The following is a 23,129-nucleotide window of genomic DNA, read 5'->3' as shown; positions in this document are numbered from 1 at the left end:
ATGTGCGGGAAACACGGAACGGTTGCGTCAGCGGAAGACCACGGTGTGGTGGCCGTTGAGCAGGATGCGGCTCTCGCTGTGCCACTGCACGGCCCGCGACAGCACCCGGGCCTCGACGTCGCGGCCCATGGTGACCAGCGCGTCGGGGTCGTCGGAGTGGTCCACGCGGACGACGTCCTGCTCGATGATGGGGCCCTCGTCCAGGTCGGGAGTCACGTAGTGGGCGGTGGCCCCGACGAGCTTGACTCCACGTTGGTGGGCCTGGAGGTAGGGGCGGGCTCCCTTGAAGCTGGGCAGGAAGGAGTGGTGGATGTTGATGGCCCGGCCCTCGAGCCGCTTGCACAGGTCGTCCGAGAGGATCTGCATATAGCGGGCGAGGACGACGAGGTCGATGTCCAACTGCTGTACCAGGTCCAGCAGTTCGGTCTCTGCGTCCGCCTTGGTCTGCGGTGTGACGGGGATGTGGTGGAAGGGGATGCCGTGGGTGCGCGCGAGCGTCTCGAACTCCCGGTGGTTGGAGACGATCGCCGGTACCTCGATGTTGAGGGCGCCGGTGCTCTTGCGGAACAGCAGGTCGTTCAGGCAGTGCCCGTACTTGGACACCATGATCAGGGTGCGCGTGGGGGCGGCCGCCTCGTGCAGCCGCCAGTCGATCCGGTACACCGCGGCCACCGGGGCGAAATCGGTGCGCAGGCGCTCCAGTGACGTCTCGGGGTCGGAGACATCGAAGTGGACGCGCATGAAGAAGCGGCCCTGAAGGCGGTCGTCGAACTGCTGGCTCTCCAGGATGTTCCCCGAGTGGTCGACCAGGAAGCCGCTGACGGCGTGGACCAGTCCGGCCTGGTCGGGACAGGACAGGGTGAGGACGAACTCGCGTCCGGGGTCGGGGCGAGGTGGCATGACATCCTCCAGCGGTGCGTAATGAGCAACAGCGCGAGCAATACGCAACATGGTCCAAGGGGGAGGGTGTCCGGTCAAGGGCGTTGCTTGATCGATGTCCGCCGGACGGATTTTCCTGACGTAGTTGTGCAATGAGAAGTACTCGGCGTGATGAGCAACACGCGCCCAGCTGTCGCGCCACGCCCCTGCCACCGCCCGGCCATGGATGCGACGGTGCGGGGAACCCGTACGGCCGGCACGTCCGCGCAGCCCGGCGAAAGGCGGTGAGGGACATGGAGCTGCCCCTGATCGTGGGGGTCGACGGTTCGGAATCGAGCCTCGTCGCGGTCGACTGGGCGGTCGACGAAGCCGCCCGGCACGGACTGCCGCTGCGACTCGTGTACGCGTCCCTGTGGGAGCGGTACGAAGGGGCCATCCCGTCCAGCAGCGCCGACCGCCCGTCCGAGCAGGTACCGGCGGACGCCATTCTCGTATCCGCGACAGAACGTGCCCGCCGGCGCAATCCCGAGGTGAAGGTCTCCACCGAGGTGGTCCCCGAGGAAGCGGCGTCCGCCCTCCTACACGAGGGCCGCAACGCCTCCGCCCTGGTGACGGGAACGCGCGGCCGCGGTGAGCTGACCGGCCTGCTCCTCGGCTCCGTCTCGCTCGCCGTGGCGGCCCGCGCCGACTGCCCCGTGATCGTCGTCCGCGGCGACAAGGCCGGCCTGGCCGGCATCCATGAGCGGATCCTGCTCGGCGCGGGCGAGCCCACCACCGGCGGCGAGGCGGTGCGGTTCGCCTTCCGCGAGGCCGAAGCGCGCCGGTGCACCCTCGATGTCGTACGTGCCTGGCGCTGCCCCGCGCACGGGATCCCCGAGCATCCCCTGCTCACCGGGCAGCCGGCGCACTATCACGAGGAGCAGGCGTCCGCCGTGCTCGAAGCCCTGCTCCAGGACCCGATGGCGGACCACCCTCGCGTACGGGTTCACCGGCACACCGCGGAGGGACCGGCTCGCAAAGTGCTGCTGCACCTGACGGCCGCCGCGGACCTGGTGATCGTCGGAACGCACCGCCGGTCCGGGCATCTCGGGCTCCAACTCGGCCGCGTAGGGCACGCGTTGCTCCATCACGCCCAGTGCCCGGTGGCGATCGTGCCGGAGCGGGGGTGACCGTGCACCCACCCACTCCTGCCACGTCCCGCGACCTGCTCGCACCGGTCCTGCGGGACGTACGGGCCGTCGTCTTCGACACCGACGGAGTGATCACCGACTCGGCCCGCGTACACGCCGCGGCCTGGAAGGCGGCCTTCGATGCCTACCTGCACGCGCACCCGCCCGAGGATCCCGACCAACGCCGCCCCTTCGACGCACAGGACGACTATCTACGCCACGTCGACGGCAAGTCCCGCCTCGACGGCGCCGCCGCCTTCCTCGCCGCACGCGGCATCGATGCGTCGCCCGAGACGGTGCGTGCTGTCGCGGCGGACAAGGAGAGCCGGTTCGTGCGGCGGCTGAGCGAGCACGGTGTCGACGCCTATCCGGGGACGGTACGGCTGGTGCGTGCCCTGCGCCGGGCGGGGGTACCCCGTGCGGCGGCCTCCGCGTCCCGGCACGCCGGTGAGCTGCTGGAGCGGGCCGGGGTGCGCGACCTGTTCGACGTCCTCGTCGACGGTGGCGAGGCGGCCCGGCTGGAGCTGGCGGGCAAACCGGAGCCGGATCTGTTCCTGGAGGCGGTCCGTCGGCTCGGCGTCCCCGCCGACCGTGCGGCCGTGGTCGAGGACGCCCTCGCGGGCGTGGAGGCGGGCCGGCGCGGCGAGTTCGCCCTGGTGATCGGCGTGGACCGGACCGCTGATGACGACAGCGGGGCGCGGCTGCTGCGGCACGGCGCCGACATCGCCGTACACGACCTGGAAGAACTGTGCGCGGGAGGAGCACCGAAGTGACGGGCTGGACCTGGGAGTACGAGGGCTACGAGCCCGCCGACGAACGCCTGCGGGAGTCGCTGTGCACCCTGGGCAACGGCTACTTCGCCACGCGCGGAGCGCTGCCGGAGTGCGCCGCCGACGAGGTGCACTACCCGGGCACGTACGTCGCCGGCTGCTACAACCGGCTGACCTCCGAGATCGCGGGCCGCCAGGTGGAGAACGAGGACATGGTCAACGTCCCGAACTGGCTGCCCCTGCGCTTCCGCCTCCCCGACGGACCATGGCTCACCCCGGACACCGCGACCCTGCTCGACCACCGTCAGATCCTGCACCTGTCGGCCGGGCTGTTGGAGCGCCTGACGCGGTACGACCTCGGTGGGGGACGGGAATTGAGCGTGCGTCAGCAGCGGCTGGTGCACTTGGCCGACCCTCATCTGGCCGCGTTGCGCACAGAGTTCACGGCCGAGGGCTTCTCCGGGACGATCGAGGTGGAGGCGGCTCTCGACGGCGGTGTCACCAACTCCGGCGTGCCGCGCTACCGGGATCTGGACGGCCGCCACCTCACCCACGTGCACACCGGTACCGCCGAACCGGACACCGCGTGGCTGCGCTGCCGCACCCGTACCTCCGACATCCGCATCGGCATGGCGGCCCGCGTCACCGCCGAGGCGCCCGTCACCATCTGCCATGAACTCCCGTACGCCATCCAGCAGTTGACCCTCGATCTGGCCCCTGGACGTACCGCGACCGTCGACAAGACCGTCGCCCTGCACACCTCCCGCGACCCCGCGATCAGCGACCCGCTCCACACCGCCGTCGACCGGGTGGAACACGCCCCCGGCTTCGACGACCTGCTGGAGTCGCACCTGACCGCCTGGGACCAGCTGTGGCGCCGGTCCGAGCTCGACGTTCCGGGGGAGGCGGGCCACATCCTGCGGCTGCACCTCTTCCACGTCCTGCAGACCCTCTCGCCGCACACCGCCGACCTCGACGTCGGCGTGCCCGCACGAGGACTGCACGGGGAGGCCTACCGCGGGCACGTCTTCTGGGACGAACTGTTCGTCCTGCCCTACCTCAACCTGCACCTGCCCGAGGTGTCCCGCGCCCTGCTCGGCTACCGCCACCGCCGCCTAGAACAGGCCCGGACCAACGCCCGGATGGCGGGCCGCCGGGGCGCCATGTACCCCTGGCAGAGCGGCAGCGACGGACGTGAGGAGACCCAGCAGCTCCATCTCAACCCGCGCTCCGGACGCTGGCTGCCCGACCACTCCCGGCTCCAGCACCACGTCGGATCGGCGATCGCCTACAACGTGTGGCAGTACTGCGAGGCCACCGGAGACATGGAGTTCCTGCACACCAAGGGCGCTGAGATGCTGCTGCAGATCTCCCGCTTCTGGGCGGACGCCGCCGTCTACGACGAGTCCCTCGGACGGCACCGCATCAGGGGTGTCGTCGGCCCCGACGAGTACCACGAGGCCTACCCCGGGGCGCGCGTGCCGGGCCTCGACGACAACGCGTACACGAACGTCACCGCCGCCTGGGTGCTCGCCCGCACCCTGGAGCTGATGGAGACGCTGCCCGAGCCCCGACGGCGCGAACTCGTCGAGCGTACGGGTCTGGAAGTGGGCGAACTCGAACTGTGGGAGGACGTCTCCCGCACCCTCCACGTGCCCTTCCACGACGACGTCATCAGCCAGTTCGAGGGCTACGGCGAGCTGGCCGAACTCGACTGGGACGGTTACCGCCGACGGTACGGCGACATCCGGCGCCTGGACCGGATCCTGGAGGCGGAGGGCGACAGCGTCAACCGCTACCAGGCCTCCAAGCAGGCCGACGTACTGATGCTCGGATACCTCTTCTCACCGGCTGAACTGCAAGGCCTGTTCCGCCGGTTGGGCGTGACACTCGACGAGGACACCTGGCACCGTACCGTCGACTACTACCTGCACCGCACCAGCCACGGCTCCACCCTCAGCGGCCTCGTCCACGGCTGGGTACTGGCCCGGGCCCGGCGGGCCGAGGCCTGGAAGTTCTGCCAGGAAGCCCTCCAGGGCGACATCGCCGATATCCAGGGCGGCACCACCGGCGAAGGCATCCACCTGGGCGCCATGGCCGGCACCCTCGACTTCGTCCAGCGCGGACTGACCGGCCTGGAAACCCGGGGCGGCGCACTGTGGCTCGACCCGGTCCCGCTGCCCGAACTGTCCCACTACGGCTTCGCCCTGCGCTATCAGGGCCACTGGGGCGTACGGCTGCGCCTGGAGCCGGAGCTGCTGCAGATCGAGGTGCCGTCCTCCGACGCCTCACCGATCGAGATACGGCTGCCGGACCGCACGGTGTGCCTGGAGCCGGGGGAGACGGGGCGACTGGTGCTCCCAGAGTGAGCACCATGGCGGCCCCAGGCGGTTCTAGGATCGGGCTATGAGCCGAACTGACCGTGCCAGCCGGGTGATCGCGGCACCACCGGCGACTGTCTACGCCGCTCTCCTCGACCGGAAGTCGCTCGAGGCCTGGCTGCCGCCGGAGGGTATGCGGGGGCGGGTCGAGCGGTGGGATCCGCGGCCCGGTGGCGGGTTCCGGATGGTCCTGACCTACCTCGACGCCTCCGACAGCCCCGGCAAGACGTCGGATGCCACGGATGTCGTCGACGTCGGGTTCGCGGACCTGGTTCCGCCGGAGCGCGTGGTGCAGCGGGCGGTGTTCGAGGCCGACGATCCGGCGTACGCGGGCACCATGACGATGACCTGGCACCTCGCAGCCGCCGGTGACGGTACCGAGGTGACCGTCACCGCCACGGACGTGCCACCCGGCATCGACCAGGCGGACCACGAGGCCGGCATCGCCTCCTCGCTGGCCAACCTGGCGTCGTACGTCGAAGCGGCCGACTGACGCCTGCTGGCTGTGGGCCGAGCGCGTAGCCCATGCGGGCGGCCTATGTCCCGTTCAGGATGGAATTGCGGAACCGTTCCGGCCTGTGCGAGGAAAGGGATCGTCATGAAGGCACTCGTCTTTCACGGCCCCGGCCAGTCGGCATGGGAGGACGTCCCGGATCCCGCTGCCGAGGACGCCACCGACGCCATCGTCCGCGTCGACGCCGTCACCATCTGCGGGACGGACCTGCACATCCTCAAGGGCGAGGTACCGGAAGTGCGTCCCGGTACGGTCCTCGGTCATGAAGCCGTCGGTGAGGTCGTCGAGGTCGGCGCCGATGTGCGTACGGTTCGCCCGGGCGTCCGGGTGCTGGTCTCGTGCATCACGGCGTGCGGCCGTTGCGGCTTCTGCAAGGAGCGTGGGTACGGGCAGTGCCGCGGGGGAGGGGGCTGGATCCTGGGCCACTTGATCAACGGCACGCAGGCCGAGTTCGTCCGCGTGCCGCACGCCGATCTCTCCGTGCATCCGCTGCCCGGCGCGCTGGACGCCAAGGACGCCGTACTGCTGGCCGACATCTTCCCGACGGCGTACGAGGTGGGCGTGCTCAACGGGCGCGTACGACCCGGAGACACGGTAGCCGTGGTCGGCGCGGGCCCGGTCGGCCTCGCCGCGATCGCCACAGCCCAGCTCTACACCCCGCAGCGAATCATCGCAGTGGACCCCGCCCCGGCCCGGCTGGACGCGGCCAAGCAACTCGGCGCTGACGCCGTGGCCGCCGCCGCGGGCGACGAAGCCGAACAGCTGGTCGCCGACCTCACCGAGGGACTCGGCGCCGATGTGGTGATCGAGGCGGTGGGCGTCCCGGAGAGCTTCGAGATGTGCACGCGCATGGTCCGCCCCGGCGGACATGTGGCCAGCGTCGGCGTGCACGGCAAGCCCGCCACCCTGCACCTCGAAAACCTGTGGATCAAGAACGTCACCATCACGACCGGCCTGGTCGACACGTCATCCACACCCACCCTGCTCCGCATGATGGCCGCCGGCCGCCTGCACGCCTCGTCCCTGGTCACGCACACCTTCCCGCTGAACCAGATGGAGGAGGCGTACGACGTCTTCTCCCGCGCCTCCGTCACCGGCGCCCTCAAGGTCGTACTGGGCGGACAGCCGCACGACACGGTGGTCGTCAAGGCGGCCGGTCCAGGGCAGTGACCGACCGTGCCGGACGAGACGTGTTGACGCCGGTCGGCATGCGGCGCCCAATCGGTGGGCGTGAGTGTCGGCCTACTCCGGTGCTCGAGCGGTCGTCCGGCGCGGCACCAGCGTGGGGGACAGCTTGACCTGGACGGAGGGCCGCTGCCGGTCGGCGATGCGTTCCAGGAGGAGGCGGGCGGCGGTTCTGCCGATCTCGTGGCCCGCCTGGTCGACGCTGGTCAGCGAGACCGGGCCGAATGCGGCGAACGTGGTGTTGTCGTAGCCGGCCACCGAGATGTCGTCGGGGACGGACAGCCCGGCTTCGGTGATCGCCTCCAGTGCGCCCATCGCCACGACGTCCGCTCCGGCGAAGACGGCTGTCGGTCGCAGCGTTCCTTGGCGTTCCAGTAGTTCTTTCGCGCCCCGGTAGCCGCCCTCCTGGGTGTAGCTGGTGGACACGACATCGATGCACTCCTCGAGGCCGTGGGCCCGCATGGCCTGCCGGTAGCCGTCGGCGCGCCGGGCGTTGGGCATCTCCGCGAGGCGCGTCGGGTCGGTCTCGAGGTGCTCGATGTGCGCGATGCGCCGATGCCCCAGAGCGGCGAGGTGGCCGACGACCAAGGAGGCGCCTTCGACGTCGTCGTCCGCCACCGTGTCGTACGCCGGGGAGGATCCGTGCCGGCCCACGATCACGGTCGGAACGGCGGAGGCCACCTCGTCGAGACGCTTGCGTGACGCCAGGGGCGCGACCAGGATCAGGCCGTCCATGCCGCGGTCGATCAGGGCCTCGGTGACCCGGGCTTCCCCCTTCTCGCCGCAGTCGCCGGGCCCCAGGAGCACTTGATACTCGGTGTCCTGGAGCGTATGCGTGATGCCGTCGAGGACCTCGGGGAAGAACGGGTTGCGGATGTCGGGCAGCATGACGCCGAGGGTGTACGTCTTCCCGCGCAGCCCTCTGGCACCGGCGTGCGGCCGGTAGCCCAACTCGTCGATCGCGCGGCGCACCTTCGCCTGCATCTGAGGGCTGGCCCCGTACGCGTTGCGCAGCACCTTGGACACGGCGGTCGTGGACACCTGCGCATGCCGCGCGACATCGACGATGGTGACGCGGCGGCGTGGCGCCGAGGGCTCCATCCGGTTCCTTTCTCATGGGGAACGTTGCCCCCGAGTGTACGTACCGACACGGCAGTTCAGCGGGCGCGTAAGGGAGACTGCGCCGTGTCCTGCCCGTAACAATCCTGCAGCGTGTGCGGCATCTTGACGTCACGCGGGAGGCTCCCTAGGGTCTGGCCACACCCAATGGGAAACGTTACCCACTGCCAGCCGCAGGACTACGCCCCCGCCGGACCGCCAACCCCGATTTGAAGAAGCCGACAGGCGCTCCTCCCCATCTCGCGCCGACCGGAGCCCTGACCCGACCCTCGCGTTGAAACGTTTCAGGAAAGGAGGTGTGCCGGTGACCCTGGCCCCGCACAAGCACCTCGCGGATCACGGGCGGCCCCCGGACGCGGACGAGATCCGCGGAGTCCGAGTCCGGCGGGCGCGCACCACCCCGCCCTGGTGGTTCGCGCTGCCCGCCCTGCTGCTGTTCGCCTTCGTCGTCCTGGTGCCGAGCGCGCGCGGTGTCCACTACGCCTTCACCGACTGGGACGGCCTGGATCCCAGCTTCTCCTTCGTGGGCCTGGACAACTTCTCCGCCATGCTCGACGACCCCGACGCGACGGCGGCCATCTGGCACACGCTGCTGATCGCCGTGGCGATCACCGTCATCCAGAACGGGGTGGGCCTGCTGCTGGCCCTCGGGGTCAACTCGGCTATCAAGTCCCGGAATCTGCTCAGGGTGTTCCTGTTCGCCCCGGCCGTGATCACCCCGATCGTGACCGCGTACCTCTGGCGCAACCTGCTCGGCCCCGACGGCGCGGTCAACAGCCTGCTCGGCGCGATCGGCCTCGACGGTCTGGGGCAGGACTGGCTGGGCAGTCCCCGGCTCGCTCTGTGGTCGGTGATCGGAGTGATCGTCTGGCAGTACGCCGGCTATTCGATGGTCATCTTCCTGGCCGGACTCCAGTCGGTACCGAAGGAGATCCACGAGGCGGCGTCCATCGACGGGGCAGGTCCCGTACGGCGCTTCTGGTCGGTCACCCGGCCCCTGCTCGCCCCCGCCTTCACCATCAACCTGATGCTGTCGATCATCGGCGGACTCAAACTCTTCGACCAGGTCTACGCGTTGACCGGCGGCGGCCCCGGCCACGCCACCGACACCATCTCCACGCTCATCTACAAGGACGCCTTCACCCTCGGCGAGTTCGGCTACAGCATCGCGCTCGCGGTGGTCCTCACGATCATCGTGGCGGTCGCCTCCACCGGGCAGTACCTCGCGCTGGCCCGCAACGAGAGGGCCGCCTCATGAACCGCTACCGCCGCCGCACCTTCGCCCTCGAACTGACGATGATCGCCACCGCCCTGTTCGTCGGCTTCCCGGTGTACGTCCTGGTCAACCTCGCCGTACGCCCCACCTCGGACACCTCGTCGCCGATCAGCCCGACCACCTCGCCCACCCTCGACAACTTCTCGCAGGCGTGGCAACAGGGCGGGCTGGGCGGGGCGTTGGGCAACAGCCTGCTGGTGACGGCCGTCAGTGTCGTCATCGTGCTGGCTGTCTCGTCGCTCGCGGCGTACCCGCTGGCCCGCGCGACGGCCCGCTGGTCGAGGGGGACGTACCTGATGTTCCTCCTGGGCCTCGTCCTGCCCTTCCAGCTCGCCGCGCTGCCGCTCTACCAGACCATGCGCGACATGGGCCTCCTCGGCACCCCCTGGGCACTGATCCTCTTCTACTCCGGCCTGCAAGTGCCGTTCACCGTCTTCCTGTACGTCGGCTTCCTGCGCGCCCTGCCCCGCGACTTCGAGGACGCCGCCCTGATCGACGGCTGCACCCCGCTGCAGGGCTTCCGGTACGTGGTCCTGCCGATGCTCAAACCGGTCACGGTGACGGCCCTGGTGCTGAACACCGTCGCCGTCTGGAACGACTTCTTCACCCCGCTGCTGTACCTCAGCGGCAGCGCCCAGCAGACCATGCCGGTCGCGATCGCCGGCTTCGTCGGTCAGTACGTCACCGACTGGAACCTCATCTTCGCCGCCCTGGTGATCAGCATCCTGCCCGTCCTGCTCGTCTACTTCGTGCTCCAGCGCAGCATCATCAACGGCTTCGCGGGAGGGCTACGGGGATGAGACGCGACGCCCACCCGTCACCGATGCCCGGTGGCTCTTCCCCGAGGGGGACATCATGAAGACACGTCAACTTCCAGCGCTCATCGCCGCGTTGACGGCCGGTTCCCTGCTGGCCGCGCTGTCCGCCTGCAGCGGCGGCACCAAGGCAGGCTCCGACGACTCGGGCGGCGGTGGCTCGAAAACGCTCACGCTGGCCTCGGTCGACCAGGGCTCGATCGAGGACGTCGTCAAGGCCTTCGAGAAGGCCAACCCGGGCGTCAAGGTCCGCTACACCACCAGCGGCGCCGACCAGTACCAGCAGCAGATCCGCACCCAGCTGTCCTCGGGCACCGCACCCGACGTGATGTCGGTCTGGCCGGGCAACGGCAACCCCGGCGCCACGTACGTCCTCGCCAAACCCGGCTATCTCCGCGACCTTTCGGACCAGCCGTGGGCTGCCAAGCTGCCCGACGTCATGAAGACCGTCGCCCAGTACGAGCGGAAGACCTACACCGGGATATTCGGGCAGAACGGCATCGGCGCGGTCTACAACCAGGAAGCGATGGAGAAGGCGGGACTCACTCCGCCCGACACCTGGACGAAGCTGCTGGACTTCTGCCGGGACGCGAAGGCCAAGGGCACCCCCGCCTTCGCGCTGGGCAACCAGGACAACTGGGTCACCCAGCTCGTCCTGTACGCACTGGTCGCCACCACCGTCTACGGCGACGACCCCGACTTCGACCAGAAGATGCAGGCCGGCCAGGCCACCTTCGCCAAGTCGCCCTGGACCACGGCCCTGGACAAGTACCAGACGATGGAGAAGACGGGCTGCTTCCAGAAGAACCCGCTGGGCACCAACTACGAAGCCAGCCAGCAACTCGCCGCCACCGGCAAGACGCTCGGCATCATCCAGGGCAACTGGGTGATCGCCCTCCTGAAGGGCAAGAACCCGAAGGGCACGTTCGCGCTCCGGGCGCTGCCGGCCACCGACGACCCGGCCGAGACCATCATTCCCGCCGCGGCGGGCGCCGGTTACGGCGTCAACGCCAAGGCGAAGAACGAGGAACTCGCCCTGAAATTCGTGAACTTCGTGATGTCGCCCGAGGGCATGAACCTGTTCGTCAAGAAGCAGGGCGGCCTGCCCTCCCTGCCCGACACGGGCTTCGCGGCCGACCCGTCGCTGGCCGAACTGTCCGAGTTCGTCGAGGCGGAACGGACCGTGCCGTTCATGGACCAGCTCTGGCCCAACGCCAAGGTCCAGCAGACCATGCTCAGCGGCCTCCAGGAGATCTTCAGCGGACAGTCCACGCCCAAGGAACTCCTCGACGACATGGACGCCGACTACAAGTCCGGCTCTTGACAACCGCCCGGAACGCACGCGTGAAAACAGAAGGGATCAAGGTGTGAGCAATGCACAACACGACGCAGAGGGCGCGGGCAGTGATGCCGGGGATGCCGAGCACGGTGACGGTCCCGGCAGCAACGGCAGCGGAGTCCGCCGTCGGACCGTGCTCGCGGCGACGGCCGGCGCGGTGCCGGTAGTGGCCGGTGCCGTGGGCGGCGGAACCATCGCGCACGCGGCATCCTCCTTCCGCTTGGGGGATGCCGCGGTGTACGGGCTGACCGTGGAACACCGTACGGATCCCATGGGCGTGGACGCCGCCCGGCCGCGCTTCGGCTGGCGCATGCGGGCGGCGGCCCGCGGCCGCAGCCAAGGGGCGTACCGGATTCTCGTGGCGAGCACTCGGGACAAACTGTCCACCGCCCGCGCGGACGTCTGGGACAGCGGACGCGTGCGCTCCTCCGATTCCGTGGCCGTCCGTTACGGGGGCAAGCGGCTCACCGCCTCGACTCGCTACTACTGGACGGTCACCGTCTGGGACGACGAAGGCCGCCCGGTTGGGATCGCATCCCCGTCGTACTTCGAGACGGGCCTCATGAGCACCGACGGCGTAGGCGGTTGGGACGGCGCCCAGTGGATCGGAATGAAGGGGAAGCGACCCAACGCGCCCGGTGCACCGATGCTGCGGAAGCAAGCGGCCTTGAAGAAGCGGTCCGACGTCCGTGAGGCACGGCTGTACGTCTCGGCCCTCGGCGTGTACGAGGCCCACGTCAACGGATGTCACGTCACCGTTCCGCAGTACGGCGGCACCACGATCGAACTGCTGCCGCCGGGCTGGACGAACTACGACGCACGCGTCAACTACATGACGTACGACGTCACCGACCTCGTGACGCGGGAGCCGGACGTCACCCTCGCGGTCGTCCTGGGCAACGGCTGGTACAACGGCCGCGTCTCCGACGGCAGTACGTACTACTCCCAGGACCGCAACGCCCTCGCGGTCAAGGCCAAGCTGCTGATCCGGTACGCCGACGGGACCTCGCAGACGGTCGTCACCAGGCCGGACGGCGGCTGGAAGGCCACGGACACAGGCCCTTACCGCGCCGACGACATCTACGACGGTCAGACCTACGACGCCCGCAGGGAACTGCCGGGCTGGACGGCGTACGGATTCGACGACTCCGGCTGGTCGGACGTGGAACGCGTCGCCTTCGATGACAAGTACCCGGACGCCCAACTCCTCGCCTACCCGGGCGAGACCGCACGCTTCATGCCGCAGTGGGACCGCCGACCGCGGTCGATCACCGTCGCCACCGGAGTGACCGGGCAGGAAGGCAGCCCCAACGGTAGGGGACGCGTCATCGTCGACCCCGCCCGGACGGTGACCGACCCGGAGAAGGCGGCCTCCGCCCCGGTCACGATCGGCAAGGGCGATACCGCGATCTTCGACCTCGGCCAAAACTTGGTCGGCGTCGCCCGCTACAGCCTGCGCGGACGGGCCGGAGCCCAGGTCGAGTTCAAGTTCGGCGAGATGCTCAACGACGACAGCGCCGGCGCGGACGGCCCCGAGGGCTCCGTCTACCGGGCCAACCTCCGCAGCGCCAAGGCCACCAGCACGTACGTCCTCAAGGGCGACCGGAACGGCGAGACCCACCAGGACTCCCTGACCTTCTACGGCTTCCGCTACGTGTCTGTGACCGCGACGGAGACCGTCACGATCACCGGACTGACCGGCAAGGTCGCCACGTCCGCGATCCGCGAGACCGGAACCGTCACCACCGACGACCCCGACATCAACAAGCTGGCGGAGAACATCCGTTGGGGCCAGCGCGGCAACTACCTCTGGGTGCCCACCGACTGCCCGCAACGCGACGAACGCCTCGGCTGGACCGGCGACACCCAGGTCTTCGCCACGACCGGCCTCTACAACGCGGACGCCGGGGTCTTCCTCAGCCACTTCCAGGACACGGTCGTCGACTCCGCCGTCATCTACGGCGCGGACAAGGCGCAGTTCACCGGGGTGGCTCCCGGCGGCCGGTACAACTTCCCGGGCGGCGGCAGCGGTTGGGCGGACGCCGGAGTCATCGTGCCGTGGACCGTATGGCAGATGACCGGTGACGCGACCGTGGTCAAGGACAACTGGCCCGCGATGACCAGGTACGTGGACTGGATCCGGCAGCAGACCGGCGACACCTACTTCGGACAGGGCTCCCTCACCGGCGACTGGCTGGCCCCGCAGAAGACCAGCGCCCAGCTCATGAGCGACGTCTACTACGGCTATGTCGCCCGGCTGATGGCACAGATGGCCCGCGCGATCGGCAAGACGGCGGAGGCAGACGCGTACGAGCGGCTCTTCGGACGCATCAAGCAGGCGTTCATCACCAAGTACCTGAGCACCGAGGGCGATCGGGTCACGGTGAAGTCCAGCCTGGGTGACGCGTCACCGATCGAACCGGGCGCCGACCCCAACGAGAAGACGGAGGACAACAGCCAGTCGGCGCTGCTGTGGGTCCTCAAACTGGGCTTCTACGAGACGGATGCTCAACGTCGGGCGCTCGTCGGCCTGTTGGCGGACAACATCGGCAACGACGAGGCCTACAAGGCTGCCCACCCGAACAGCACCCGGGTCAAGTACGCCGAGAACACGCTCTCCGTCGGCTTCCTCGGCGTCAACGTCCTCGCCCCCGTCCTCACCGACGAAGGCCGCGCCGACCTGGCGTACAAACTGCTGCACCAGGACGCGCTGCCCTCCTGGCTGTACTCGGTACGGAACGGCGCCACCACCGTCTGGGAGCGCTGGAACTCCTACTCCGAGGACGCCGGCTTCGGCCCGGTCAGCATGAACTCCTTCAACCACTACGCGTACGGCGCGATCATGGAGTGGATGTACGCGTACATGGCCGGCATCGCCCGCGACCCCGACAGCCCCGGCTTCAAGCACTTCATCCTGCAACCCCACCCCGATCCCACCGGCAAGATCACGTGGGTCTCGGGTTCGTACGAGTCGCCGTACGGAGAGATCCGCAGCGAGTGGAAGGTCGAGGACGAAGGCAGCGTCCTCGCGTACGAGGCTGTCGTGCCCGCGAACAGCGAGGCAACCCTGCGGCTCCCGGCCACCTCTGCCAACACCGTCCGCGAGGGACGCACCCCACTGGCACGAGTGGAGGGGGTCCGCTTCCTCGGTCACGCGGACGGGGTGGCCTCGTACCGGATTCCTTCCGGCCGGTACGAGCTCACCGCCCGGCTGCACTGAGCGGTAGATGCGTCAACAATGCAGGGATAGTCTTACGTCCTGGCCGACCGAGTCTCCCGCCGAGGCGAGCGGGATCGGGTCCAGGAGGAGGACGTATGGCGGTCGAAGTGACCGATCTGCCCGAGGCGAGGCGCTACGAGGCACGGGTTGACGGAGAGCTCAAGGTCGCGGGCTTCGCGGAGTACATCCGTACGGCGGAGCTCGTCGCCTTTGTGCACACCGAGGTCGCACCGGAATACGAGGGCAAGGGTGTCGGGTCCGCGCTGGCCCGCACTGCTCTTGACGACGCACGCGCCTCGGGGCTGCGGGTATTGGCCACCTGCCCCTTCATCGCGGGCTGGATCGCCCGGCATCCCGAGTACCAGGACCTGCTGTACCAGTCCCGCAGCAACGTCAGCGACTAGGTGTTGCGGGGTCAGGACGTAGGTGACGGCGCATAGTGGTGGGCAAGATTGGTGGCGAGGTCGCGGAGGTGATCCCTGGCTTCGGTGGGGCCGTGCACAGTGATGGCGCTCCCGAACGGCAGTAGTGCTCGCACGTCCTCCAGATGCAGGAAGCGGATCGTCACCTTGCGGCCGGTGGTTGATTCATCATGGTCGTCCCGGACGAGTCGTAGGCCAAAGATCCGTTGCGCTCGCTCGATCTGGGTCTGGTCGATGGTGGCGCTGACCTCTATCGCGTGGTTGTGTTCCCACTGCTCAATGAGCGCTGCAGCGACGGTGGCCAGGGTTTGGTTCTCGCGGATCCGTCGTGGCTGGTCGACCTCTTTCCACGTCGTGATCCGTTCGAGTCGGTACATCCGTGGCACTTGGGCACAGTCTGCGACGAGGTACCAGATGCCGGCCTTGGCGAACAGCCCGTAGGGATCCACGACCAGGTCGCGTGGGCATGACTCGCGTGGGCTGTCGTACTCGATCCGTAGCCGGCGACCTCGCCGCACTGCGCCGATCAGCGAAGCCGGAGTCGTGCCGGAAGCTGGTGCCTGACGCCAGGGACGGCTGTCCACGTGCACTACGTCGGTGAGCGGCAGGAGCTCATGAACTCGACGTGGCTGTGCAGCGGCGATCTTGGAGAGCGCGCGCCGGCTTTCGACCGATGCGTTGAGCTCCGCACGTTGCTTCTCATCCAGCCCGGTGAGCGACAGATGATCACGCTCGTCCGGTGTGAGTCGCGTGAGGTCGAGTCCGGATCCGGGCAGCATGGTCACGCCTCCGAGGCGGCCTCGGTGTGCGGTCACCGGCAGACCGGCGTCGCGGAGCCAGTTCAGATCTCGGGTGATGGTGCGAAGGGACACCCCGAGCGCTGAGGCGAGTTCCTGTGTGGTCACGGCATCCCTCGATGTGAGGAGCAGCATCAGGGTGAAGAAGCGGTCTGGGGTCACACACCGATTTTTTCAGGAATTGCGACATGATGCGGCGCATATCCCGGTCAGGCTGGTGGATGCGTACCTACCGCCTGTGAGAAGGAACAACCATGACCGCATCCGTCGTGTCCATCGTCTACGTGAACGACGCTCCCGCCGCAGCTCGTTTCTACGGCGACCTCCTCGGCATGAGCCCCTCGTTCGAGACTCCGGGATACATCACCTTCGACCTCGGGCCAGGCGCTGACCTCGGTCTGTGGTCTGGCCAGATCGAGGATCTGTCACCGGAGGTCCCGCGCACCAGTGAGGTGTGCCTGGCCATTGACGGTGGACGACCCGACGAGCTCAACGCAATCTTTGAGCAGTGGAAGTCCAAAGGGGTCACGATCCTGCGCGAGCCTCATGATGCGGGGTTCGGGCTGACCTTCCTCGCAGCCGATCCTGACGGGAACCGTATCCGCGTCGCACCGAAGGGCTGAAAGGCCGCAATGCGGCAGGCGCGCACGATAGGTGTCGCGCCTGCCGGCGCACGCGCCTGGGGCTGCGGGTGGATGAGGACGCGGCCTGATCGCGGCCAGATCCAGTCCGACGGAGTTCTACCCGCGGCTGGGCGGCGGGGGCGCGGTCGAGTCGCGGACGATGAGTTCGACCGGTGGGTCGCTCGCCGGCGACAGGGCGATGTCCGGTTTCTCGATGGCGTGCACGAGCCGCCTGATTCCTTCCTGCGCCGCGGCGTCGAAAGGCTGGCGCACGGTGGTCAGGGGAGGCGTGACGTAGGCGAAGACCGGGTTGCCGTCGAATCCGACCACACTGACGTCCTCCGGCACACTGCGACCGGCTTCCCGCAGGGCGTGGATGAGGCCGATGGCCATCTCGTCACCCGCCGCGAACACGGCGGTCACCGAGGGATCCGAGGCCAGCTCGCGGCCCGCCGCGTACCCGGAAGCGGGTGACCAGTCACCTTCGACGACTGGGGGCTCGGGTGCACCTCGTGCCGCCAGTGCGGCCCGCCATCCTTCCAGGCGGTCCTTGGAGGCGTACCACCGCTGCGGTCCGCTGAGGTGATGGACCGTCACATGTCCCAGGTCCAGCAGGTGTTCGGTGGCAACCCGCGCCAGCTGGTGGGCCGCGACGCCCACGGTCAGTGTCCGGGTGGCGTCGAAGGCCGGCGGTGCCCCCAGGAAGAGGACCGGCACGTCGGCGTGGACGGGGACTTCTCCCTCCACGACGGGCTCGGAGACGACGACTCCGTCCACACCCTGATCGAGGAGTGACTCCACCGCGCCGGCGATCCCGTCCGGGTCGCCGTCCGGCGTGTTGACCACGCGCAGTGCGTAACCCGCGTCCCGTACAGCGTGCTCGATGCCCACAAGGAGCGATGCGGTGCCGTATCCGGCCGTACCCAGAGCGACCACTCCGATGGAGCGGGTGCGCCCGGAGGCGAGCGTGCGGGCCGCCTGGTTCAGCCGGTAACCCAGTTCGTCGGCGGCGGCGAGGACACGTTGGCGGGCGTCGTCGGAGACGTACGGCTCGTTGTTGAGGACCCGCGAGACCGTCTTGCGCGACACTCCGGCCACACGGGCCACGTCCGCGCTGCGTGGCGCAGGCGAGTCCGTGGTCCGTCCCACCCCTGGTGTCATCACGTCTCCCCGTGGCCGTATGCCTGCATCGAACGAGGTCAACCGTCTGACCGCGCGGTCATGTCTACGCAGTTGCAGAGCATACGTCAAGAGATGTCGCAGCACTTCTTCCCGCTCGTAAGGGCGGTATTGGGGGCGGCGGCCCAGGGGAGGGGACCGCACCGGCGGCGGCCGGGCACGGACGTGCGGCGGTCAGACCCTGTCTCCGCCCAACGCCGTAGCGGCGAGTGAAGTTCGCGGGCCTCCTCGTCTGTGTCGGCGATGAAGCCGGGGGAGTGCATTCCGACCGGGTGCGCGGTGGTACCGAACTTCTCCGTGGCGCGCTGGTAGAGGTCGAGGTAGGGCGCGAAGCGGTCCGGACTGCCGCCGATGATGGCGATCATGAGCGGGAAGCCGTAGTGCGCGGTGCGGATGACCGACTGGGGTGAACCGCCGACTCCGACCCAGGTGGTGAGGTGTCCGGACTCGGTCTTGGGGAAGACGTCGGCGTCTTCGAGAGGGGCTCGCTTGGTGCCGCTCCAGGTGACCGGCTTCTCCGCCAGCAGCTTGGCGAAGAGCTCGATCTTCTCCTCGAACAGCACGTCGTAGTCGGCGAGGTCGTATCCGAAGAGGGGGAACGACTCGGTGAAGGAGCCGCGCCCGAGGATGACTTCGGCTCGGCCGTTCGAGAGTGCGTCCACGGTCGAGAAGCGCTGGAAGACGCGGACCGAATCGTCGGAGCTCAGCACGGTGACGCCGGAGGACAGGCGGATGCGGTTCGTACGGGTCGCGATGCCGGCGAGCACGGTCTCCGGGCTCGAGATCGCGAACTCCGGGCGGTGGTGCTCACCGAGGGCCAGGACGTCGACGCCGGTCTCCTCCGCGAGAACGGCCTCGTCGACGACCTGCCGGATGGCCTGCGCGTCGGACACGGGGGTGCCGGAGTCGTCGTCCGGTACGTCGCCGAACGTGTCCAGGCCGAAGACGAGATCAGACATGGGTGGGCTCCTCCTGCTGTGTTCCCCGGCCGTGGCGTGGGTGACAGGGCGACTGGTAGTTGATGTGTCAATCGTTGCTCGGTATGCTTGACGTGTCAATCAGTAGCCCGGCGAACTGTGAGCGGACCTGCCTGCTAGGCGATTGGCCCCAATGTGCGCGATGCGCGGGCCCGGAGGCGCGGTCCGGGACAGTCAGGGCAGGGCAGGTCGGGCCGCGCCTCCGGAGTTCGGTGAGCTATCAACTATGAATACAATTACGTCATGGATGAATCGGTGCGGTGGCTGACGCAGGAAGAGCAGCATGCGTGGCGGAGTTTCGTACGGTTGCATGAGCGGCTCGGCGGCCGTTTGTCGCGCTTGCTGCAGACGGAGTCGGGGTTGTCGGCTGCGGACTTCGCGGTGCTGGTCAATCTGACGGATGTGCCGGAGGGGCGGCAGCGGTATCAGGATCTGGCCCGCTCGCTGGAGTGGGAGAAGAGCAGGATGTCCCACCACATCGCGCGGATGGCTGGGCGGGGGTTGGTCGTTCGGGAGGAGTGCCTTGAGGACGGGCGTGGCGCGTTCGTGGTGATCACGGAGGCGGGGCGTACGGCGATCAAGGCCGCTGCCCCGCTTCATGTCGAGGCGGTGCGCGAGCTGTTCCTCGACCATGTCACCCCGGCGGAACTGCGGGTGCTGGGCGACGTCTCCGAACGCGTTGTGAACAAGCTGGACGCGGACGGGTCGTGACCCGCGAGCGCGATGGGCACGTGGTGCTGTGCGGGTCACATCGCGAGTCCGAGCGTCACGGCGGTGGCCACTGAGAGTGCGATGAGGGCGAAGGGGGCCATGGCGTTCCCGCGCGTGGCAGGGTCGGCGTAGTCGCCGGCCCTGGCGTGGAAGCCGACGGCGCCGACCATCGTGAGGGCGAAGCCGATGGCGGCCGCGATGCCGAGCGGCTGCCAGAAGAGGCCCACGATCAGGCCCACCGCGGCGGCGACCTCGGCCAAGCCGATGAAGCGGACGAGGCCCGCGCTCAGCCCCATGTGCGACTGCAGCCCGGCGGAGACGTCGCCCTTGAGGAGCGCCTTGGGCGCACCCGCGGCCAGTGTCGCAAGGGCGAGGAGGACGCTGAGGATGGCGGCGGTGACGTACATGGGGTGGTTCCCTTCGTGCTGGCCACGCCGGGGGTGGAGTGGGCGCAGGTTTCGTGGTTGATTCGTCAACTGAGGACTCTAAGCAGGCTTAGGTGATGCGTCAATCGAATGCCGAGTCTCTTCGCCGTGTCCGGTGATCGAGTGGTGCTGGCGCCGGGGGGGGTATGCCGGTGGCGCCTACGCCTCGCGGGGTGCCGGCATCGGATGCTTGCTGTTTCCGTGGCATTATAGTTGATGTAACAACTAGAGTGTCTGGAAGATGGTCTCAATGAGCAATGTGGAAACCGAACCTGCTGAGGTGAGATGCGGCGCCCTGGTCGATGACGGCGGCTGGTCGGCCGGAGCCGGAGCGCCCCGGGTCGAGGTGCTGTCGGCGCGGGAGGTCCCCCTGGGCGGGCCGCGGGCCATGCGCGTGCGGCGGACGCTGCCGCAGCGGGCCCGTACGCTCATCGGAGCCTGGTGCTTCGCCGACCACTACGGCCCCAACCAGGTCACCACCTCGGGCGGCATGGACGTCGGCCCGCATCCGCACACCGGGCTGCAGACGGTGAGCTGGCTGTTCAGCGGGGAGATCGAGCACCGCGACAGTCTCGGCACCCGTGCCCTCATCCGGCCCGGCGAGATGAACCTCATGACTGGTGGATACGGCATCTGTCACTCGGAGGTCTCCACCCCGCGCACCACCATCATTCACGGGGTGCAGTTGTGGGTGGCGCTTCCCGAGGAGCACCGGAACGCCGACCGGGACTTCGAGCACTACGTACCCGAATCCATGCGAATCGACGGGGCCGAGATCAGGGTCTTCCTCGGCTCGCTCGCCGGAAGTACGTCGCCCGTGCGGACGTTCACGCCCCTGGTCGGAGCCGAGATCACCCTCGAGCCGCGTGCGGAGATCGCGCTCCCCGTGGACACGGCCTTCGAGCACGGTCTGCTCGTGGACGGCGAGGATGTCCGCCTGGTCGACACCGTGTTGCGCCCGGCCGAACTCGGCTACGTTCCCTGCGGTGCCGACGTCCTGACCGTGGTGAACGAGTCGGATGCTCCGGCCCGCGTGATCCTGCTCGGCGGCCCTCCCTTCGAAGACGAGATCGTCATGTGGTGGAACTTCATCGGACGCAGTCACGAGGACATCGTCCGGGCCCGCGAGGAATGGCAGGCGGCCACCGAGCGTTTCGGTGCCGTCGATGGCTTTGCGGGCGATCGCCTTCCCGCGCCGGCCCTGCCGAACGCCATCATCACCCCGCGGCGCAACCCTCCGCGTCGCTGACCTCCTGCGAAAGGCACATCGATCATGAGCGAGACTCCCGCCGCGCCGGTCGTCGAGCGCGTGGATGCCCGTCACCGGTACGAGATCCTGGTCGACGGCAAGCGTGCCGGTGTGGCCGCGTACCGCGACCGTGGTGCGCAACGGGTCTTCTTCCATACGGAGGTTGACGACGCCTTCGCCGGTCAGGGATTGGGTGCGCAATTGGTCCAGCAGGCACTCGAGGACGTGCGCGAGTCCGGGAAACGGATCGTGCCCGTCTGCCCGTACGTGGCCAAGTTCGTCCAGCGGCATGCCGAGTTCGCCGACATCGCCGACCCGGCGACGCCCGACGTCCTGCGCTGGCTGGAGGCGGAACTCGGCTGACGGAACTCGGCTGACGAGAGCCGCTGTCGGCGGGGCGGAATAGGGAGGCTCTGGCGTGCGTTGCGGGCGTACGGTTGATCCATCAACCACATGAGCGAAAGGCTGAGGGCGATGCAGTTCGGCATCTTCACCGTCGGTGATGTGTCCACCGACCCCACCACGGGCCGTACGCCGACCGAGCGCGAGCGGATCAAGGCGATGGTCGAGATCGCGCAGAAGGCGGAAGAGGTGGGGCTGGACGTCTTCGCGACCGGCGAGCACCACAACCCGCCGTTCGTGCCGTCCTCGCCTACGACGATGCTGGGCTGGATCGCCGCGCGCACGGAGCGGATCATCCTGTCCACGGCCACCACGCTGATCACCACCAACGACCCGGTGAAGATCGCCGAGGACTACGCGATGCTCCAGCACCTGGCCGACGGTCGCGTGGACCTGACGATGGGGCGCGGCAACACCGGCCCGGTCTACCCGTGGTTCGGCAAGGACATCCGCGACGGCATCGACCTCGCCATCGAGAACTACGCCCTCCTGCACCGGCTGTGGCGCGAGGACGTCGTCGACTGGGAGGGCCGGTTCCGCACGCCGTTGCAGGGCTTCACCTCCACGCCCCGGCCGCTCGACGGCATACCGCCGTTCGTCTGGCACGGCTCCATCCGTTCCCCGGAGATCGCCGAGCAGGCCGCGTACTACGGCGACGGCTTCTTCCACAACAACATCTTCTGGCCGAAGGAGCACACGAAGAAGCTGATCGATCTGTACCGGGAGCGGTACGCGTACTACGGCCACGGCAGCCCCGAGCAGGCCATCGTCGGCCTTGGTGGACATGTCTACATGCGCCCCAACTCCCAGGACGCCATACGGGAGTTCCGCCCGTTCTTCGACCACTCGCCGGTGATGGGCGGAGGGGTCTCGATGGAGGAGTACATGGAGCAGACTCCGCTGACCGTCGGCACCCCCGAGCAGGTCATCGAGAAGACGCTCACCTTCCGCGAGCACTTCGGCGACTACCAGCGCCAGCTGTTCATCGTGGACGGCGGCGGAGTCCCGCAGAAGGCCGTGCTGGAGCAGATCGACATGCTCGGCGAGGAGGTCGTACCGGTGCTGCGCAAGGAGTTCGCCAAGTACCGGCCGGCCGACGTGCCCGACGCTCCCACCCACGCCTCGCTGCTCGCCGCGCGTGACGCGGAGCGTGCGCCGACCGCGGGACCGGCGGCCTGAGAATCGTACGACCTAAGAGGGGAGAGTAGTGATGAGCGACAACTTCAACGACACCTGGGCGAACGGCGGTGTCGCGCCCGACCGTTGGGCCAGCGCACTGCACCTGTTCGACAACGGCGCCGGCGTGCCGCGCGAGGAGACCACCGCCGAGCGCTGGGAGCGGGCCCAACTGCTCTTCCAGGCAAGGGACTACATCGGCGCGGCGAAGCTGCTCGCCGCCGTCGTCGAAGAGGTCCCGGAGCAGACCGGTCCCCGGCTGCTGCTGGCCCGCGCCTATTACCACTCGGCTCAACTGCGGCGCGCCGAGGAGCAGTTGCGCGTGATCGTCGAGCGCGATCCGGTGGAGCACTATGCCCACCTGATGCTGGGCCGCACCCTGGAACGTCAGGGGCGCCATGACGAAGCGAAGCCATGGATGCGTATGGCTGACGCGTTCTCGGGCGAGTTTCGGGACGACGACTGAGCGAGGGGTCTATGAGCGGCGGGCACTGGTCAACC

22 protein-coding genes are annotated in these 23,129 nt (G+C 68.6%); 16 read left to right on the top strand and 6 right to left on the bottom strand.

The features are described from left to right. Positions 1–27 precede the first annotated feature (27 nt). Positions 28–900, bottom strand: coding sequence for a formyltetrahydrofolate deformylase (gene purU, locus ACQEVY_RS06305; protein WP_432945663.1), 873 nt, complete (start codon positions 898–900; stop codon positions 28–30). Positions 901–1,172: 272 nt separating this feature from the next. Here purU and ACQEVY_RS06300 point away from each other — a divergent pair, with 272 nt between their 5' ends. The 5 genes from ACQEVY_RS06300 to ACQEVY_RS06280 all read left to right on the top strand — a co-directional run bounded on the left by ACQEVY_RS06300 (position 1,173) and on the right by ACQEVY_RS06280 (position 6,883). Continuing rightward, complete coding sequence (locus tag ACQEVY_RS06300; RefSeq protein ID WP_432945661.1) at positions 1,173–2,048, top strand: universal stress protein; 876 nt, start codon at positions 1,173–1,175, stop codon at positions 2,046–2,048. After that, complete coding sequence (locus tag ACQEVY_RS06295; RefSeq protein WP_432945658.1) at positions 2,045–2,821, top strand: HAD family hydrolase; 777 nt, start codon at positions 2,045–2,047, stop codon at positions 2,819–2,821. The genes ACQEVY_RS06300 and ACQEVY_RS06295 overlap by 4 nt, the downstream gene beginning before the upstream one ends. After that, positions 2,818–5,187, top strand: coding sequence for a glycoside hydrolase family 65 protein (locus ACQEVY_RS06290; protein WP_432945656.1), 2,370 nt, complete (start codon positions 2,818–2,820; stop codon positions 5,185–5,187). Before ACQEVY_RS06295 ends, ACQEVY_RS06290 begins: the two co-directional genes overlap by 4 nt. A 37-nt stretch (positions 5,188–5,224) precedes the next feature. Further along, positions 5,225–5,692, top strand: coding sequence for an SRPBCC family protein (locus ACQEVY_RS06285; protein ID WP_432945654.1), 468 nt, complete (start codon positions 5,225–5,227; stop codon positions 5,690–5,692). Between the two features lie 105 nt (positions 5,693–5,797). Then, a complete protein-coding gene (locus ACQEVY_RS06280; RefSeq protein ID WP_432945652.1) occupies positions 5,798–6,883 on the top strand; it encodes a zinc-binding dehydrogenase in 1,086 nt (361 codons plus the stop codon). A 72-nt stretch (positions 6,884–6,955) separates the two neighbouring features. Here ACQEVY_RS06280 and ACQEVY_RS06275 read toward each other — a convergent pair whose 3' ends face one another. Continuing rightward, entirely contained in the window at positions 6,956–7,999 is a 1,044-nt protein-coding gene (locus tag ACQEVY_RS06275; RefSeq protein WP_432945650.1) for a LacI family DNA-binding transcriptional regulator, read from the bottom strand. 322 nt (positions 8,000–8,321) lie between these two features. On the opposite strand from ACQEVY_RS06275, the gene ACQEVY_RS06270 reads away from it, so the two are divergent. From ACQEVY_RS06270 to ACQEVY_RS06250, 5 genes are all read left to right on the top strand, one after another. Further along, positions 8,322–9,275 (top strand): carbohydrate ABC transporter permease, encoded by a 954-nt coding sequence (locus ACQEVY_RS06270; RefSeq protein WP_432945648.1) that lies wholly within the window; start codon positions 8,322–8,324, stop codon positions 9,273–9,275. Continuing rightward, a complete protein-coding gene (locus ACQEVY_RS06265) occupies positions 9,272–10,093 on the top strand; it encodes a carbohydrate ABC transporter permease (RefSeq protein WP_432945646.1) in 822 nt (273 codons plus the stop codon). The genes ACQEVY_RS06270 and ACQEVY_RS06265 overlap by 4 nt, the downstream gene beginning before the upstream one ends. A 55-nt stretch (positions 10,094–10,148) precedes the next feature. Then, positions 10,149–11,432 (top strand): ABC transporter substrate-binding protein, encoded by a 1,284-nt coding sequence (locus ACQEVY_RS06260; RefSeq protein WP_432945643.1) that lies wholly within the window; start codon positions 10,149–10,151, stop codon positions 11,430–11,432. Positions 11,433–11,604: 172 nt separating this feature from the next. Then, positions 11,605–14,667, top strand: a complete 3,063-nt coding sequence (locus ACQEVY_RS06255) for a family 78 glycoside hydrolase catalytic domain (protein ID WP_432955093.1) — start codon at positions 11,605–11,607, stop codon at positions 14,665–14,667. 95 nt (positions 14,668–14,762) lie between these two features. After that, positions 14,763–15,071, top strand: coding sequence for a GNAT family N-acetyltransferase (locus ACQEVY_RS06250; RefSeq protein WP_432945641.1), 309 nt, complete (start codon positions 14,763–14,765; stop codon positions 15,069–15,071). An 11-nt stretch (positions 15,072–15,082) separates the two neighbouring features. Here ACQEVY_RS06250 and ACQEVY_RS06245 read toward each other — a convergent pair whose 3' ends face one another. Next, entirely contained in the window at positions 15,083–16,048 is a 966-nt protein-coding gene (locus ACQEVY_RS06245; RefSeq protein WP_432945639.1) for a helix-turn-helix transcriptional regulator, read from the bottom strand. Positions 16,049–16,140: 92 nt separating this feature from the next. Between ACQEVY_RS06245 and ACQEVY_RS06240 the strand changes: the two genes are divergently transcribed. Then, on the top strand, positions 16,141–16,509 hold the full coding sequence (locus ACQEVY_RS06240) for a VOC family protein (RefSeq protein WP_432945637.1): 369 nt from the start codon (positions 16,141–16,143) through the stop codon (positions 16,507–16,509). Between the two features lie 117 nt (positions 16,510–16,626). On the opposite strand, the gene ACQEVY_RS06235 is transcribed toward ACQEVY_RS06240, so the two are convergent. Beyond that, the gene (locus ACQEVY_RS06235; RefSeq protein WP_432945635.1) at positions 16,627–17,670 is read right to left on the bottom strand and encodes a LacI family DNA-binding transcriptional regulator; all 1,044 of its coding nucleotides are present in this window, start codon (positions 17,668–17,670) and stop codon (positions 16,627–16,629) included. A gap of 86 nt (positions 17,671–17,756) precedes the next feature. Next, the gene (locus tag ACQEVY_RS06230) at positions 17,757–18,647 is read right to left on the bottom strand and encodes an LLM class flavin-dependent oxidoreductase (protein ID WP_432945633.1); all 891 of its coding nucleotides are present in this window, start codon (positions 18,645–18,647) and stop codon (positions 17,757–17,759) included. Positions 18,648–18,908: 261 nt separating this feature from the next. On the opposite strand from ACQEVY_RS06230, the gene ACQEVY_RS06225 reads away from it, so the two are divergent. After that, positions 18,909–19,376 carry a MarR family winged helix-turn-helix transcriptional regulator gene (locus ACQEVY_RS06225; RefSeq protein ID WP_328767028.1) on the top strand — a complete coding sequence of 156 codons (468 nt, stop codon included), beginning with the start codon at positions 18,909–18,911 and terminating at the stop codon, positions 19,374–19,376. Between the two features lie 35 nt (positions 19,377–19,411). Here the strand turns inward: ACQEVY_RS06225 and ACQEVY_RS06220 are convergent, their stop codons facing one another. Continuing rightward, positions 19,412–19,783 carry a DoxX family protein gene (locus ACQEVY_RS06220; protein ID WP_432945630.1) on the bottom strand — a complete coding sequence of 124 codons (372 nt, stop codon included), beginning with the start codon at positions 19,781–19,783 and terminating at the stop codon, positions 19,412–19,414. Positions 19,784–20,051: 268 nt separating this feature from the next. Here ACQEVY_RS06220 and ACQEVY_RS06215 point away from each other — a divergent pair, with 268 nt between their 5' ends. The 4 genes from ACQEVY_RS06215 (at position 20,052) to ACQEVY_RS06200 (ending at position 23,094) form a co-directional block, all read left to right on the top strand. Then, positions 20,052–21,050: a pirin family protein gene (locus tag ACQEVY_RS06215; protein ID WP_432945628.1), complete on the top strand. Its 999-nt coding sequence runs from the start codon at positions 20,052–20,054 to the stop codon at positions 21,048–21,050. A gap of 24 nt (positions 21,051–21,074) precedes the next feature. Continuing rightward, entirely contained in the window at positions 21,075–21,413 is a 339-nt protein-coding gene (locus tag ACQEVY_RS06210) for a GNAT family N-acetyltransferase (protein ID WP_432945626.1), read from the top strand. 111 nt (positions 21,414–21,524) lie between these two features. Continuing rightward, positions 21,525–22,631: an LLM class flavin-dependent oxidoreductase gene (locus tag ACQEVY_RS06205; RefSeq protein WP_432955091.1), complete on the top strand. Its 1,107-nt coding sequence runs from the start codon at positions 21,525–21,527 to the stop codon at positions 22,629–22,631. A gap of 31 nt (positions 22,632–22,662) precedes the next feature. Then, a complete protein-coding gene (locus ACQEVY_RS06200; protein WP_432945624.1) occupies positions 22,663–23,094 on the top strand; it encodes a tetratricopeptide repeat protein in 432 nt (143 codons plus the stop codon). Positions 23,095–23,129: the final 35 nt, after the last annotated feature.

It is taken from the genome of Streptomyces sp. CA-288835 (assembly GCF_050936385.1).
GTDB lineage: Bacteria > Actinomycetota > Actinomycetes > Streptomycetales > Streptomycetaceae > Streptomyces.
This window is presented reverse-complemented; position numbering and strand designations above follow the sequence as displayed.

Coding starts and splice junctions, on each gene's coding strand:
- ACQEVY_RS06230 (WP_432945633.1), bottom strand. CDS start 18,647: ATGTCTGATCTCGTCTTCGGCCTGGACACGTTCGGCGACGTACCGGAC.
- ACQEVY_RS06210 (WP_432945626.1), top strand. CDS start 21,075: ATGAGCGAGACTCCCGCCGCGCCGGTCGTCGAGCGCGTGGATGCCCGT.
- ACQEVY_RS06285 (WP_432945654.1), top strand. CDS start 5,225: ATGAGCCGAACTGACCGTGCCAGCCGGGTGATCGCGGCACCACCGGCG.
- ACQEVY_RS06300 (WP_432945661.1), top strand. CDS start 1,173: ATGGAGCTGCCCCTGATCGTGGGGGTCGACGGTTCGGAATCGAGCCTC.
- ACQEVY_RS06200 (WP_432945624.1), top strand. CDS start 22,663: ATGAGCGACAACTTCAACGACACCTGGGCGAACGGCGGTGTCGCGCCC.
- ACQEVY_RS06220 (WP_432945630.1), bottom strand. CDS start 19,783: ATGTACGTCACCGCCGCCATCCTCAGCGTCCTCCTCGCCCTTGCGACA.
- ACQEVY_RS06240 (WP_432945637.1), top strand. CDS start 16,141: ATGACCGCATCCGTCGTGTCCATCGTCTACGTGAACGACGCTCCCGCC.
- ACQEVY_RS06280 (WP_432945652.1), top strand. CDS start 5,798: ATGAAGGCACTCGTCTTTCACGGCCCCGGCCAGTCGGCATGGGAGGAC.
- ACQEVY_RS06260 (WP_432945643.1), top strand. CDS start 10,149: ATGAAGACACGTCAACTTCCAGCGCTCATCGCCGCGTTGACGGCCGGT.
- ACQEVY_RS06250 (WP_432945641.1), top strand. CDS start 14,763: ATGGCGGTCGAAGTGACCGATCTGCCCGAGGCGAGGCGCTACGAGGCA.
- purU (WP_432945663.1), bottom strand. CDS start 900: ATGCCACCTCGCCCCGACCCCGGACGCGAGTTCGTCCTCACCCTGTCC.
- ACQEVY_RS06225 (WP_328767028.1), top strand. CDS start 18,909: ATGGATGAATCGGTGCGGTGGCTGACGCAGGAAGAGCAGCATGCGTGG.
- ACQEVY_RS06205 (WP_432955091.1), top strand. CDS start 21,525: ATGCAGTTCGGCATCTTCACCGTCGGTGATGTGTCCACCGACCCCACC.
- ACQEVY_RS06215 (WP_432945628.1), top strand. CDS start 20,052: ATGAGCAATGTGGAAACCGAACCTGCTGAGGTGAGATGCGGCGCCCTG.
- ACQEVY_RS06275 (WP_432945650.1), bottom strand. CDS start 7,999: ATGGAGCCCTCGGCGCCACGCCGCCGCGTCACCATCGTCGATGTCGCG.
- ACQEVY_RS06235 (WP_432945635.1), bottom strand. CDS start 17,670: ATGACACCAGGGGTGGGACGGACCACGGACTCGCCTGCGCCACGCAGC.
- ACQEVY_RS06265 (WP_432945646.1), top strand. CDS start 9,272: ATGAACCGCTACCGCCGCCGCACCTTCGCCCTCGAACTGACGATGATC.